A 13,252-nucleotide genomic window follows, 5' to 3' on the forward strand; every position below is an offset into this window, starting at 1 on the left:
CAGCCACCGCCCTCGGCTCCGCTCAGCGGAATTTCGATACCCGTGTTCGAAAAGCGAGTAGTCTGCCGCAGAACCGCCTTGCGGGCGCCGCAGGGCGCTCGACAATGGCGCGGGGCGCAGCCAAGCTGGACGAACGGCGTGGACGGAATGACGACGAGAGGCGGCGGTGATGGCTTCGCCTGACGGCAGCGGCGAGTCGCTGCGCAAGCGGCGGCAGCGCAATCGTACGCGACTGCGGCTGGCGACGGTGCTGACCGTGGTGCTGCTCGGCGTCGGGGCGCTGGGCGTGGTGGCCTATCAGGTGCGGCCGGTGACGCTGCGGATCGCGGTGGGGCCGCCGGGCAGCGACGACCTCAAGCTGATCCAGGCACTGGCGCAGAGCTTCGCGCGCGACCGCAGCGCGGTGCGGCTGACTCCGGTGATCACCGACGGCGCGACGCCGAGCCTCGCCGCCTGGAGCAAAGGGCAGGCCGATCTCGCCGTCACCCGCGGCGATCTCGACCTGCCGGCCGACGCCCAGGCGGTCGCGATCCTGCGCAAGAACGTGGTGACGCTGTGGTCGGTGCCCGGCAAAGGCAAGAAGGCCGGCACCGTGAAGAGCATCGCCGATCTCGCCGGCCGCAAGGTCGGGGTGGTCGGGCGGACGCCGGCCAACATCAAGCTGCTGCACGTCATCCTGGCCGAATCGGGCGTCGCGCCCGACAGGGTCCAGACCGAACAATTCGCCACCTCGGCGATCGCCGAGATGGCGCGCGACGAGTCGCTTTCCGCTTATCTCGCGGTCGGGCCGCTCGACAGCAAGACCACGGCGGAGGCGATCGCCGCCACCGCAAAGGCGCGCGGCGAGCCGCGCTTCCTGCCGGTCGACGTCGCGGATTCGATCTCCAAGAAGTATCCGATCTACGATTCCGAGGAGATTCCCGGCAGCACCTTCTCGAGCGCGCCGGCGCGGCCCGAGGACAAGGTCGACACCGTCAGCGTCAACCACCTGATCGTCGCCAAGCGCGCGTTGTCGAGCGTCGAGATCGCGCAGCTCACCCGGCAGATCTTCGCCGCGCGGCAGCAGCTCGCGCGCGAGTTGCCGATCGCCGGCAAGATCGAGGCGCCCGACACCGACAAGGCCGCGGCGGTGCCGGCGCACAGCGGCGCCGCCGCGTTCATCGACGGCACCGAGCGCACCTTCATGGAGCGCAACAGCGACTACATCTGGGGGCTGGTCGTGCTGCTCTCCGGCCTCGGATCGGCCGGGGCGTGGTTCCGCTCCTACGTCACCCGCGATGAGCGCGCCTCCGGCGCAAGGATGCGCGACCGCGCGCTCGCGCTGGTCGCAAAAGCGCGCAAGGCGCCTTCGCTCGACGAGCTCGACGCCATGCAGCACGAGATCGATCGCATCCTGCGCGACATGCTGGACTGCTACGACGACGGCGCGATCGACGATCTGGCGCCGTTCAACCTGGTGCTCGAGCAGTTCCATCACGCCGTGACCGACCGGCGGAAAACGCTGACGATGCCCAGCGGCGGGATCGCGCCGGCGCATCCTGACGCCATCGGAGCCCCGGGCGCGTAGCGCTATCTGAGCAGCGGCGCGTAGCGCCATCCGAGCCAGCGGCGCGTAGCGCCATCTTATCCAGCGGCGCGTAGCGCCATCGGAGCCAAGCGCCGCGTAGCTGGGGCTGTTCCCGGGTTTCCGGGTTGGTTCCGGCATGGAACCCGTCAATGCTCCGGTAATCATTGCGCTCTAATTTGGGCGGACCCGGCGCGGAAGAAACCGCGAAGCCCGAGCCTGGGCGCATGACAGGAGACGACGGTGCGACGCCTGATTTCCCGATTCACTTCCGACACTTCCGCCGCCACCGCCATCGAATATGCGCTGATCGCGGCCGGCCTCAGCATCGTGATCCTCGTCACGGTCAACGGACTCGGCGCCAAGCTCAACACCAGCTACTCCTCCGTGAACACCTCGCTCAAATGACCGCGCATCGGCGCGGCGATCGGCCGGGAATGGTTAAACAGCGCTGACGATCGGGCCCGCAATTCCGGGCATATCGCGGCGGAAATTTTCAGACCCCCCCGGCTATCACCGCACCCGCAAACGAGAAATGTGCGGGGGCACCATGCAGCAGATCGAACTCCACCCCGGCCCGTTCGGCCGGCAGACCGTGCGCGACATCATGGCCGCCCTGGCTATCGCCGCGATCATGCTGCTGCTGGCGCCGGTGATCGGACTGATGGTGCTGCTGTTCGGGTAGCGCCGATCCCGGTTGGGGCAGCAGAACCGGGACCTCCAGCTTCACGTCTCGACTCGTGTCTTCCCGCGAAGTCTTCCGGCGAAACGACACCCGCGACGCCGGAAAGCGTGCCGGGCCGCGGCCGGTCGGCACGCGTCGGCGTCATCGCCTGCTCGGAATCCATCGCAGGAAAATAGTCCTTGACAGCGTGACGCTGCTGCAGTAGGGTTCGGCCATGCTCCACAATTGGGTTCGCGGGACGAGGCGCCGGCCGCCGCACTTCGCAGCCGTCGCCCCTCCGACCCCGTCCGTGACGCTACGATCATCTCGACAGCCGGGATCGTGCTGACTCGCCCGCAGCGGCAAACGGCGGAGCGCCACCCGGAACATCGCAGATGGTCGCGCGTTGGCGCTCTGAGATGCCGTTCACGGTATCGGGCGACCAGCAGGAGGCGATCGATGGCAGGCAAGGATCCGGGGCATGTCGAAACCACGACAGCAACCGAAGCGAGGCAGGGCGAGCGCGGGCCGTCCATGCTGGCGCTTCTGTTGGCGAGCACCGGTTTAGCCATCCTGATTCTCGGTGTGATCTGGTTCGTCTGGTTCAGAGTCTGAGTAGCTGTGTACGCTGCGCGGTCATTCGTGCAGCATCCGGATGTATCAGCAAGGTAGCAAACAGGCGGATGGTGCAATCGAACTGATCGCGCGCGTGCAAGAAACAGCGCGATTATCGCCACATCGTCGCATAGGGATGTCTCATGCGACAGTTGCCGCGAACGCGACGTCCGCAGCTGATCGGGCTCGTAGTTGCACGAAGATGACTATTAAGTAATTGTTCCGATGTCTCGCTCATAAGACCGATGATCAGTCTATCGTCGCGATCTGAGCGAGGAGATTCGAATGTTCGGCCGCCGATCGAAGAACAGCCCCGACGCATTGGCGCTGATGGCGGCCAAGGCGGTCCGAGCCAACATCATGGTGTCGGACGCCAATCTCGACATCGTCTACATGAACGATGCGGTGACGTCGCTGTTGCGCGAAGCCGAATCCGACATGAAGAAGGAAATGCCCAACTTCAACGTCGACACGCTGGTCGGCACCAATATCGACGGCTTCCACAAGAACCCGAGCCATCAGCGGCAGATGCTGAAGAGCCTCAGCTCGGTGCATCGCGCCACCATCAAGGTCGGTCCGCGGAGTTTCGATCTGGTGGCGACGCCGCTGAACAATGCCGACGGCAGCCGCGCCGGCGTCGTGGTCGAATGGGCCGACGCCGCGATCCGCCTGCAGAACGTCGATTTCGCCGGGCAGGTCGAAGCGATCGGCAAGTCGCAGGCGGTGATCGAATTCAACATGGACGGCACGATCCGAACCGCCAACGAGAATTTCCTGAGGACTCTCGGCTACGCGCTGGCCGAGATCCAGGGCAAGCACCACAGCATGTTCGTCGAGCCGTCGATGCGCGGCACGCCCGCCTATCGCGAGTTCTGGGCGGCGCTGAACCGCGGCGAATTCCAGGCCGCCGAATACAAGCGGATCGGCAAGGGCGGCAAGGAAGTCTGGATTCAGGCGTCCTACAATCCGATCCTCGACGAGAAGGGCAAACCCGCCAAAGTGGTGAAATTCGCCACCGACGTCACCGAGCAGAAGCTGAAGAACGCGGATCTCGCGGGGCAGATCGAGGCGATCGGCAAGTCGCAGGCTGTCATCGAGTTCAATATGGACGGCACCATCATCAACGCCAACGACAATTTCCTGAACGCGCTCGGCTATACGCTGGCCGAGATCAGGGGCAAGCACCACAGCCTGTTCGTCGAACCGCACGAGCGCGAGGGCGGCGCCTATCGCGAATTCTGGGCGTCGCTCGGCCGCGGCCAGTATCAGGCGGCGGAATACAAGCGGATCGGCAAGGGCGGCCGCGAAGTCTACATCCAGGCCTCCTACAACCCGATCCTCGATCTCAACGGCCGGCCGTTCAAGGTGGTGAAATACGCCACCGACGTCACCCAGCAGGTGCTCGCCCGGATGGGCAATGAGCGCGTGCGCAGCATGATGGAAACCGTCGCCGCCGGCGCCGAGGAACTCAACGCGTCGGTGCGCGAAATCTCCGCGACGATGACCAAGTCGCGCGAGACCGCGGCCGGCGCCGTCGAACGCGTGGCGAATGCCGACGCCCAGGCGCAGCGTCTCACCAGTGCGGCGCAGGCGATGAGCGGCATCGTCGAACTGATCAACAACATCACCGGGCAGATCAATCTGCTCGCGCTCAACGCCACGATCGAATCGGCGCGGGCCGGAGAGGCCGGCCGCGGCTTCGCCGTGGTCGCCGCCGAGGTCAAGAACCTCGCCAACCAGGCCAAGCAGGCCACCGACAAGATCGGCGAGGAAATCGGCAGCCTCAACACCATTTCGGGCGACGTCGCCGGCGCGCTGAACGCGATCAAGGAAGCGATCAACCATGTCAGCGAATACGTGACGTCGACCGCCGTGGCGGTCGAGGAGCAGAGCACGGTGACCAGCGAAATGTCGACCAGCATGCAACGCGCCGCCGCCGAGGCCGCCAGCATCGCAGCCGGCTGATCGATTCATCGACATTCGACCGACGGGCCGGCGGCGCGCATCGTTCGCGCCGCGCGGCCCGCTGTTCGTCTCGCGGCTGAACGTCGCCGCGCCGACGTCCCCGAACCGAGGGCTGCGCCCATGGCCATCCGTCCACGCGCGCCGGCGACCAAGCCGGCGGCGCGATCCGCCGTGCGCGCGCCGCGCAACGCGCCCGCCGCCCGGCTCGCCACCATCAAGGCGACGACCCGCAAGGTCGACGCGCCCATCCGGATCGACCCGTCCGACACCGACGGCGCGGCCCGGGTGAAGCGGATGCTGGAGCGCGCCGCGACCAGACGCACGACGAAGACGCCGGCGGCGAAACGCGCGGCGGCTGCCGTGACTGCCGACGACGTCGCCGCGGCGAAAAAGAAGGTGGTTGTGAAGAAGACCGCTGCCAAGAAGACCGCTGCCAAGAAGACCGCTGCCAAGAAGACCGCCGCCAAGACAAGCGCTGCCAAGACGAGCGCCGCCGAGGCGGTGGGATCAAGGATCGCCAAAAAAACCGCGGCGGCGACGACTGTCGCCAAGAAGGTCGACGCCGAGAAGGTCGTCGTCAAGAAAGCCGCCGCCAAGAAGGTCGTCGTCAGGACCGGCGTCGAGGAAGCGGACGCCGCGGGGTCCGTGCCGGCCGCGGACGTCGCCGACTACGACGGAACGGAAGCGCCGACGCCGCGCCGCCGCGGGCCGAGCGGCGTCACCCGGACCGCGGTCGATCGCTGCAACGATCCGCCGCCGCTCGGCGGCCTGCCGCTGATCGACCGCGTCGGCCGCGCCGCCGAGCGCGAGATCGAGCGCATCGAAGTGATCGTCGGCGGCAACCACATCAAGCCCGGGCAGCGCACCGAGGCCGAGCGCCGCGCCCGCACGCTGGCATCGCTCGCCCGAACACTCGCCGCGCTACGCACGCTGCGCAACGACGAGCAGCGCAGGAGTTCGCGCGATGACGACGCCATTCCCCGAGACCTCGACGAGCTCAGGCGCGCGCTTTCGCGACGACTGGAGCAGTTGGTCGATGGCGGAGCGCAACTACCTGCTGCAGGGGATGAGTGAGGCCGAACTCGCCTTCCTCGACGCGCAATGGGACGTGTTCGCGCACGATCACCAGCGCCCGCCGGAGCTGGCGCCGAACGGCGCGCCGTGGCTGACCTGGCTGCTGATCGGCGGCCGCGGCGCCGGCAAGACCCGCGGCGGCGCCGAATGGATCCGCTGCCAGGCGCTCGGGCTGGCTCCGTTCGCGCGTGAGCCGGTGGCGCGGATCGCGCTGGTCGGCGAGACCGAGCACGACGTCCGCGAAGTGATGATCGAGGGCGTATCGGGATTGCTGGCGGTGCATCCGCCGGATCAGCGCCCGATCTGGCAGCCGTCGCGGAAGAGATTGGAATGGAGCAACGGCGCGGTGGCGCAGGCGTTCTCCGCCGACGATCCCGAGAGCCTGCGCGGGCCGCAATTCTCCTGCGCCTGGTCGGACGAGATGGCGAAATGGCGCTACGCGCAGGACGCGTTCGACATGCTGCAATTCGGGCTGCGGCTGGGCTCGCAGCCGCGCCAACTGATCACCACCACGCCGCGACCGACCGCGCTGCTGAAACGATTACTTAGCGATCGATCGGCGGTGACGACGCACGCGCCGACCCGCGCCAACGCGCTGAATCTGGCACCGACGTTCCTCGAGGGCGTGATGGCGCGCTATGCCGGCACAAGGCTCGGGCGGCAGGAACTCGACGGCGAACTGATCGAGGATAGGCCCGACGCGCTGTGGTCGCGCGCGCTGATCGAATCCTGCCGCGTCACCGAGGCGCCGCCGCTGCGGCGTCTCGTCGTCGCGGTCGATCCGCCGGCGTCGTCGGGCAAGCGCGCGGATTCCTGCGGCATCGTCGCCGCCGGCATCGCCGAGAACGGCGTCACCTATGTGCTCGCCGACGACAGCGTCGCGGCGGCGACGCCGACGCTGTGGGCCAGCAAGGCGATCGCGCTGTGGCGAAGGCTCGACGCCGACGCGCTGGTGGTCGAGATCAACCAGGGCGGCGACATGGTGAAAGCGGTGATCCACGAAATCGACGCCGGCGCGCCGGTGACGCCGGTGCGCGCCTTCCGCGGCAAATGGCTGCGCGCCGAACCGGTCGCGACGCTGTACGCGCAGGGCCGCGTCAAGCACGTCGGCGGCTTCGCCGCGCTCGAAGACGAGATGTGCGATTTCGGCACGACGGGACTATCAACCGGCCGCTCGCCGGACCGCGTCGACGCGCTGGTGTGGGCGGTGACCAATCTGGCGCTGGCGCCGCGCGCCGCCGAACCGCGGGTGCGGGTGTTGTGAAGACGAGTTTTCAGCCCGTGTCCCGCACGCGGTGCAACGCGCAGCGGTGCATCGCAGATGCGGGACCCCGGTTGGGTGCGCGTGCCTGAACAAAACCGGGGCCCCGGATCTGCGCAGCGGCGCTGCGCGCCGCAGCGCGTCCGGGGCACGCATCGAACTGAAACGTAGTTCGGAAAATCGGAAGCGGAAATCCATCATGCTCGATCGTCTCAAGGCCTTTCTTGCGCCGCCCGAAGTGAAGGCGTCGCGCACCGCGAAATTGCTGGCGTTCGAATCCGGGGGCGTGGCGCGGTGGACGCCGCGGGACTATTCGGGCCTGGCGCGGCAGGGATACGTGTCCAACGCGGTGGTGCATCGCTGCGTCCGGCTGATCGCCGAGAACGCGGCGGCGTGCACGTTTTTGGTGTTCGACGGCGCGCAGGAGAAGGAGGCGCATCCGCTGGCGCAACTGATCGCGCGGCCGAATCCGCGGCAGGACGGCGCCGCGCTGTTGGAAACGCTGGTGGCGCATCTGCTGCTGGCGGGCAACGCGTATCTCGAAGCGGTCGCGCTCGGCGACGCGGTGCACGAACTCTATGCGCTGCGGCCGGACCGGATGAAAGTCGTGCCCGGGCCGGACGGCTGGGCCGAGGCCTATGACTACGCGGTCGGCGGCCGAAGCGTGCGGTTCGATCAGCACGCCGCGCCGCTGCCGCCGATCCTGCATCTGACGTTCTTTCATCCGCTCGACGATCATTACGGCCTCGCGCCGCTCGAGGCCGCCGCGGTCGCGGTCGATACGCACAACGCCGCGGCGCGCTGGAACAAGGCGCTCTTGGACAATTCGGCGCGGCCCTCCGGCGCGCTGATGTATGCCGGGCCGGAAGGCGGGGTGCTGAGCGAGGATCAGTTCGCGCGGCTGAAGCGCGAGTTGGAGACCACTTACGAGGGCGCCGCCAATGCCGGCCGGCCGCTGCTGCTCGAAGGCGGGCTCGACTGGCGGCCGATGGCGCTGTCGCCGAAGGACATGGACTTCCTCGAAGCCAAGCACGCCGCCGCGCGCGAGATCGCGCTCGCCTTCGGCGTGCCGCCGATGCTGCTCGGCATTCCGGGCGACAACACCTTCGCCAACTATCAGGAGGCCAACCGCAGCTTCGTCCGCCAGAGCGTGCTGCCGCTGGCGACGCGGATCGGCAACGCGCTGGCGCAATGGCTGGCGCCGCAATTCGGCGACGGCATCCGCCTCGTGATCGACACCGACCGCATCGACGCGCTGTCGAGCGACCGCGTCGCGCTGTGGGAGCGCGTCAGCGCCGCGCCGTTCCTGACGCTCAACGAGAAACGCGAAGCCGTCGGCTACGCCCCGCTCGACGGCGGCGACCGGCTGGGGTGAGGGCGGGGCCGGAAGGCTGAGCCTGTCGTGATGTGAACGTCGGTCGCGCAGCCCTGACGCGATCGCGCGGTCTGCTGTTGTCCCAAACAAGCGGGTCATCCCGATGATCGACCAACGAGCAGCGTGGCTCGCGCATCAGCGCGACCGCTGGATGCGGCCCGATGCGCAGCGCTTCATGCGGCCCGACGCCGCCCGCTGGATCAGGCCGGACATCGCCCGCTATCTCCTGCCGGGGACTGATCCGTCGGACGTCTTCCCCGCGCTCGACCGCAAATTCAATCCGAACCAGCCGCGTATTCCGGCAGGGCAAACCGGCGGTGGGCGATGGACGGATGGTGGTGCAATCGGCAGCAGCAGCATCGTGGGGCGCAACGATCATCGGATCATTTCGGATGCCGACCCCCCTGTTGTCGCAGCGGGTCAGCAATTCGCTCAGGCCGGTGGCAGACGGAGTGGAACGGTCGTTCGGATAAACGGGCGAACATTCGAACTCACTCCGGGTCAAGAAGCAGAACTACAGGCTGTGCAGGCGAGGGCGGATAGCGCACTTGCTCGTGTTCGCCAACTCGATCCGGCCTGGAAGCCGACGCCAAACACTTATGACACCGTCGACGGTAGGATCGAGGCTTACCGCACTGAGGCGAGACAGGCTCGGGATCGAATCGACGAATTGAGCGGCATGGGTATCGGGATGGGTCCTTTCGCCGCTGAGTCGCTTCCAGCACGGGGACCAGATCGAAATTTCACGGCGGGCGAGCATAGGGAAATCAACCGTATCGGGTCGGAGACGGGTTGCCAGACGTGCGGCACACCCGAGCCCGGGACCCCACGTGGAAATTTTGTCATCGACCATCAGCCGCCGACTGCCCTAAATTCGGCCGGTCTTGCTCAGCGCTTATACCCGCAGTGTCTATCGTGCAGCTTGAAGCAAGGCGGATATGTCTCCTATCTGAAAGGACGTCGCTAGAATGCCCGTCTCATGCGACATAGCCCCGTTGAATTCGCTTGTCTTCATTCACGGCGCGCGTGGGTGGACGCCTCCGTTGCCTGTCGACGGTCAATTGATTTGGTCGACGCCGAGCTGCGTTGTAACCGCCTGCTTTCCGGAGGTCGAGGGGCCGACAAAGATCGTCATGGGAGCTGCGCCGGAGGTGAACCCTGGCACGGACCCGGCCTTCACTGGGGTACTCGAAACGCCGGACCGGCTTGTCGCCATCAGCACCGTTTCCGATGATAGCCCTATCCTATCGTACGAGACACCCGATGTCGTCACAACAGTCAGAATTTGGCACAGTCATCCTCGGTGGCCGGAGATTGTCACGGTTGGGCTTGGCTGAGTGGGCTTAACCGCGCCGGCCTAAGATGATCTTCGCTGACCAAGATGTTCTCGCAAGTGGATTTGGAAGGGAGCGTGGCTGCGCTGGAGACAAAAGTGAGGCGAAGAATCAATTTCCAAGACATGGTTTCGGACGGATGGCCGTCGCCCAAGGCGTTGGAACCCTCTTCCTGGCGCCGGCGACCTATCCATGGGTGCAGGAGTCTCGCGGAAGCGACGAGTACGCGCTCGAGGCCGACGGTTTGTATGGCACAGTTGATAGAGCCGAACGCGATCGGGTCGTGGCGCATCTGACGATGATCGCCACTCTCGATTTCGGCGTCTTCTTGCACTACTCCAAATGGGATGGTCGGACCAAACAATCGCAGGATTGTTTCTCCAAGGGCGACATGCGCCGTCTTCGCGAGTGGATCCGCACGCGGCAGCGCGATCTGCGGCCGATCGGGCTGTTCATTCCCCTATGCGCAGGCCTGGAAGGCCGTCAAAGAGTTCATGGAGCGCGACGGCGAGTTGCCGACCAGCATCGCGTGGGTCGACGCCTAGGATTTGCCACCGAATACGTTTCGCTTTCCGGGATTCTTTCGGCCGGGTCCGGAGCCGCGGGTGCTGCGCGAGGAAGACATCAACGACGAACCGCCCGGCGACGGCTTCGGGTTTCTGCGCCGCTGAGCAGCGGGCGCGAACGGTTCTCCCAACATGACGAGCGACTGACGGCGGTTGGAGTCGGCTCCCGCTGCGCGCCCTTCTGCCTGCGAGGCGCCGATGTCCGATCTGATCAAGATTTTCACCGAGCGCGGCGATCTCGCGCATCTCGCATTGCTGCTGTGGGCCGCGGCCGCGTCCGCGGGGCTGTGGTTTGCGCTGCGCGAGATGGCGGCGGCGTCGCGGCGGTTCGACGATTTCGTCCACGCGCTGGAATTGTTCAACCGCCGGGCGCGGCGGCGCCGCGACCGCGACGACAATGGCGGCGATCACGATTAGGAGGCGGTCATGGACCGTTTGCACGCGATGCTGAGCGCGATCCGCACCGAGACCAAATCGGCCAAGGACCCGACCAGCGTGTTTCGTGAATTCCTCAGCCACCTCGGCCAGCCGCAGCGCAAGCCGCCGGCGAAGCGCCCGCGCCTCAAGGCCGCCGCGCAGGTGACACGCCGCCGCGCGGCGAAGCGGACGAAGTAATCGATCGACGCGTGCAGCGGCTTCTTGACCCTCCCCTGGAGGGGGAGGGTCGTCACGCAGCCCGCGCGAGCGGGATGCGTGACGGGGTGGGGTGAGCCGCGGGCACGGCGGACGAACTCTTCGCCACCCCACCCCGCTCGCTGACGCGAGCGACCCTCCCCCTCCAGGGGAGGGCGGGCCTCGCTGAAATCGTAATTGTCGTACCTGCGATCGCCACCTTGCGGGGACGGTGAAGCAGCCGCCCTGCGCGCCGTCCCGTCCACCGACTTAGCCCATTCAACTCACTGCTCAGTCATTCACGCTTACGAGGCCGCCGATGCTTGCCCCGTTGTCCGATGCCGGGCTCGCGCCGGCGCGTCTGATGCTTGCTGCCGACGGCAGCATCGAAGGCTATGCCAGCCTGTTCGGCGAGATCGACCAGGCGCGCGACATGGTGATGCCCGGCGCATTCACGCAGACGCTCAAGCAGCGCGGCGTGCGAAAAATCCCGATGCTGTTCCAGCACGATCCCGCCGAGCCGGTCGGCATTTGGCTCGATCTGGTCGAGGATTTTCGCGGCCTGCGCGCGCGCGGCCGGCTGATCCCCGACGTGGCGCGCGGACGTGAATTACTTGCTCTGCTGCGCGAGGGCGCGATCGACGGGCTGTCGATCGGCTATCGCACAGTGCGCGGCCAGATCGACCCGAAGACGCGAGTGCGGCGGCTGTATCAGGTCGATCTCTGGGAAATCTCGATCGTCACCTTTCCGCTGCTCAACGGCGCGCGCGTGCAGACGGTCAAACAGACGCCGCCGCCATCGCTGCAGCGCCGCGCCGCCGAGGCGGCCTGGCGGAGCCTGCAGGCGGCACAGACAGGATCGGCCAGCGCCGCGGATGCACCGGCGCTGCCCGCGCGGCGCGGGAGGACGGCCCTGACGCTGTCCTCCCGCGCCGATCGCAAACAGGCGCTCGCAAGTATCAGCCGCGGCCGGTGAGGGCGCTCACCTCGCCGGACAGGCGGGGCTAGGCCGTCCAACGACTGCGCCCAGGATCAGATCCCTTCACTCACTTCCCGATCGACAGAGGCAACACATGTGGCGCGCGACCGAGAGCACCGCGGCGCATCAGCGCGCGCGCTTCATGCATCCGAATGCGACGCTCTGGATGCGCCCGGACGCCGAGCGTTGGATCAGGCCCGACGTCGCGCGTTTTCTCGCGCCGGGTGCCCTGCCGGAAGATGTCTTCCCTGCACTGGATCGCAAGTACAACCCGAACCAACCGCGGGTGCCGAAGGGCAATCCGGACGGCGGCGAGTGGACGGCATCCGGAGCCCCGGGACAAACGGACAGCAACCTGAAATCCCCTCCGACCGATATCTCTGCACAATCACGTCGTAGAGGACACCACTTCAATCCTTATGCGGTGTTTAGTAAATGGAATTTGCGTCCGGAAACGCGGAAGGTATTCGAAGATGCAACCACCGGTACGCTTGCGCGTGATTCGGTTAGATTTGATCCAGAAGGTACGCCCTACAAGCACATATGGGGCGGCGTGAAGAACCTCCACCGCGAATACAATCAAGGAGTTGCAGAACTAGGTTCGCGTTTTCTGTCTGAGAACCAGATAACGCCTGAATCAATGACACCGAGCCAGGCTCGGGAGCTTTTGCGAGAGATTGATATCTCGCAGGACCCACGTATCCGAGATTTCAACCGCGCGATGCGGATGTTAAGGTTCATCGCGAGAGTGCGGCTCGGGCGGGAATGAGATGAGCGGCGACGCGGCTGGCCACAAACGGGAATGGCGGCTGTTGCACCATGCCATCGTGCAGGTGATCGACAGTTATGTCTGCGAGCTCGCGAAAGCTGGTCGCGCGGTCTGGGTGTCTTCGAAACGTAGTCCGGGCTGTTATTCTCAGTTCATCACCTTGTACGACATCCAGTTGTTGCAGCCGGAGATGCTGGCTGCGTTGCAGACGTTGCTCGCCGGGTATCGCGACTGGTCGATTGAAATCCAGGTTGCTGCCCCGGACGGGGAGCGCACATGGGATTGGCGCGACATGACGATCGATATTTCGCACGACCGTATCATCGACCGGCTTCAGCATGATCTGTTGCCACCGCATCTGCGGCAGGTCCGGTTCGGGACGACGATCGATGAGTACAACGAGGAGCTCGCCGCGACGGTGCGGCGGCTGATGCGCAAGCCCGTCTAGAACGTCGTCTCTCGGCGCCGACGCCC

The 13,252-nt window shown here is 66.3% G+C and carries 14 protein-coding genes; all 14 read left to right on the forward strand.

Going from position 1 to position 13,252, the window contains the following annotated elements:
* Positions 1 to 169: 169 nt before the first annotated feature.
* The 14 genes from SR870_RS02280 (at position 170) to SR870_RS02345 (ending at position 13,226) form a co-directional block, all read left to right on the forward strand.
* On the forward strand, positions 170 to 1,567 hold the full coding sequence (locus tag SR870_RS02280) for a TAXI family TRAP transporter solute-binding subunit (protein ID WP_322516433.1): 1,398 nt from the start codon (positions 170 to 172) through the stop codon (positions 1,565 to 1,567).
* A gap of 240 nt (positions 1,568 to 1,807) precedes the next feature.
* Positions 1,808 to 1,972 (forward strand): Flp family type IVb pilin, encoded by a 165-nt coding sequence (locus tag SR870_RS02285; protein WP_322516434.1) that lies wholly within the window; start codon positions 1,808 to 1,810, stop codon positions 1,970 to 1,972.
* A 142-nt stretch (positions 1,973 to 2,114) separates the two neighbouring features.
* Positions 2,115 to 2,249, forward strand: a complete 135-nt coding sequence (locus SR870_RS02290) for a twin-arginine translocation pathway signal protein (RefSeq protein ID WP_322516435.1) — start codon at positions 2,115 to 2,117, stop codon at positions 2,247 to 2,249.
* 438 nt (positions 2,250 to 2,687) lie between these two features.
* The gene (locus tag SR870_RS02295; RefSeq protein ID WP_198135124.1) at positions 2,688 to 2,843 is read left to right on the forward strand and encodes a hypothetical protein; all 156 of its coding nucleotides are present in this window, start codon (positions 2,688 to 2,690) and stop codon (positions 2,841 to 2,843) included.
* Positions 2,844 to 3,128: 285 nt separating this feature from the next.
* Entirely contained in the window at positions 3,129 to 4,808 is a 1,680-nt protein-coding gene (locus SR870_RS02300) for a PAS domain-containing methyl-accepting chemotaxis protein (protein WP_322516436.1), read from the forward strand.
* 120 nt (positions 4,809 to 4,928) lie between these two features.
* On the forward strand, positions 4,929 to 5,882 hold the full coding sequence (locus SR870_RS02305) for a hypothetical protein (RefSeq protein WP_322516437.1): 954 nt from the start codon (positions 4,929 to 4,931) through the stop codon (positions 5,880 to 5,882).
* Complete coding sequence (locus SR870_RS02310) at positions 5,875 to 7,146, forward strand: DNA-packaging protein (RefSeq protein WP_322518387.1); 1,272 nt, start codon at positions 5,875 to 5,877, stop codon at positions 7,144 to 7,146. Before SR870_RS02305 ends, SR870_RS02310 begins: the two co-directional genes overlap by 8 nt.
* A gap of 196 nt (positions 7,147 to 7,342) precedes the next feature.
* On the forward strand, positions 7,343 to 8,518 hold the full coding sequence (locus tag SR870_RS02315; RefSeq protein ID WP_322516438.1) for a phage portal protein: 1,176 nt from the start codon (positions 7,343 to 7,345) through the stop codon (positions 8,516 to 8,518).
* A gap of 103 nt (positions 8,519 to 8,621) precedes the next feature.
* Positions 8,622 to 9,485, forward strand: a complete 864-nt coding sequence (locus SR870_RS02320) for a hypothetical protein (RefSeq protein WP_322516439.1) — start codon at positions 8,622 to 8,624, stop codon at positions 9,483 to 9,485.
* 1,131 nt (positions 9,486 to 10,616) lie between these two features.
* A complete protein-coding gene (locus SR870_RS02325) occupies positions 10,617 to 10,835 on the forward strand; it encodes a hypothetical protein (protein WP_322516440.1) in 219 nt (72 codons plus the stop codon).
* Between the two features lie 9 nt (positions 10,836 to 10,844).
* The gene (locus tag SR870_RS02330; RefSeq protein ID WP_322516441.1) at positions 10,845 to 11,033 is read left to right on the forward strand and encodes a hypothetical protein; all 189 of its coding nucleotides are present in this window, start codon (positions 10,845 to 10,847) and stop codon (positions 11,031 to 11,033) included.
* A gap of 316 nt (positions 11,034 to 11,349) precedes the next feature.
* Complete coding sequence (locus SR870_RS02335) at positions 11,350 to 12,006, forward strand: HK97 family phage prohead protease (protein WP_322516442.1); 657 nt, start codon at positions 11,350 to 11,352, stop codon at positions 12,004 to 12,006.
* 97 nt (positions 12,007 to 12,103) lie between these two features.
* Positions 12,104 to 12,778: a hypothetical protein gene (locus tag SR870_RS02340; protein ID WP_322516443.1), complete on the forward strand. Its 675-nt coding sequence runs from the start codon at positions 12,104 to 12,106 to the stop codon at positions 12,776 to 12,778.
* Between the two features lies 1 nt (position 12,779).
* Positions 12,780 to 13,226 carry a hypothetical protein gene (locus SR870_RS02345; protein WP_322516444.1) on the forward strand — a complete coding sequence of 149 codons (447 nt, stop codon included), beginning with the start codon at positions 12,780 to 12,782 and terminating at the stop codon, positions 13,224 to 13,226.
* Positions 13,227 to 13,252: the final 26 nt, after the last annotated feature.

The organism is Rhodopseudomonas palustris, from assembly GCF_034479375.1.
GTDB classification, from domain to species: domain Bacteria; phylum Pseudomonadota; class Alphaproteobacteria; order Rhizobiales; family Xanthobacteraceae; genus Rhodopseudomonas; species Rhodopseudomonas palustris_M.

Excerpts from the sequence above, each read along its gene's own strand:
- SR870_RS02280 (WP_322516433.1), top strand. The coding sequence starts at position 170 with ATGGCTTCGCCTGACGGCAGCGGCGAGTCGCTGCGCAAGCGGCGGCAG.
- SR870_RS02290 (WP_322516435.1), top strand. The coding sequence starts at position 2,115 with ATGCAGCAGATCGAACTCCACCCCGGCCCGTTCGGCCGGCAGACCGTG.
- SR870_RS02295 (WP_198135124.1), top strand. The coding sequence starts at position 2,688 with ATGGCAGGCAAGGATCCGGGGCATGTCGAAACCACGACAGCAACCGAA.
- SR870_RS02300 (WP_322516436.1), top strand. The coding sequence starts at position 3,129 with ATGTTCGGCCGCCGATCGAAGAACAGCCCCGACGCATTGGCGCTGATG.
- SR870_RS02305 (WP_322516437.1), top strand. The coding sequence starts at position 4,929 with ATGGCCATCCGTCCACGCGCGCCGGCGACCAAGCCGGCGGCGCGATCC.
- SR870_RS02310 (WP_322518387.1), top strand. The coding sequence starts at position 5,875 with ATGAGTGAGGCCGAACTCGCCTTCCTCGACGCGCAATGGGACGTGTTC.
- SR870_RS02315 (WP_322516438.1), top strand. The coding sequence starts at position 7,343 with ATGCTCGATCGTCTCAAGGCCTTTCTTGCGCCGCCCGAAGTGAAGGCG.
- SR870_RS02320 (WP_322516439.1), top strand. The coding sequence starts at position 8,622 with ATGATCGACCAACGAGCAGCGTGGCTCGCGCATCAGCGCGACCGCTGG.
- SR870_RS02325 (WP_322516440.1), top strand. The coding sequence starts at position 10,617 with ATGTCCGATCTGATCAAGATTTTCACCGAGCGCGGCGATCTCGCGCAT.
- SR870_RS02330 (WP_322516441.1), top strand. The coding sequence starts at position 10,845 with ATGGACCGTTTGCACGCGATGCTGAGCGCGATCCGCACCGAGACCAAA.
- SR870_RS02335 (WP_322516442.1), top strand. The coding sequence starts at position 11,350 with ATGCTTGCCCCGTTGTCCGATGCCGGGCTCGCGCCGGCGCGTCTGATG.
- SR870_RS02340 (WP_322516443.1), top strand. The coding sequence starts at position 12,104 with ATGTGGCGCGCGACCGAGAGCACCGCGGCGCATCAGCGCGCGCGCTTC.
- SR870_RS02345 (WP_322516444.1), top strand. The coding sequence starts at position 12,780 with ATGAGCGGCGACGCGGCTGGCCACAAACGGGAATGGCGGCTGTTGCAC.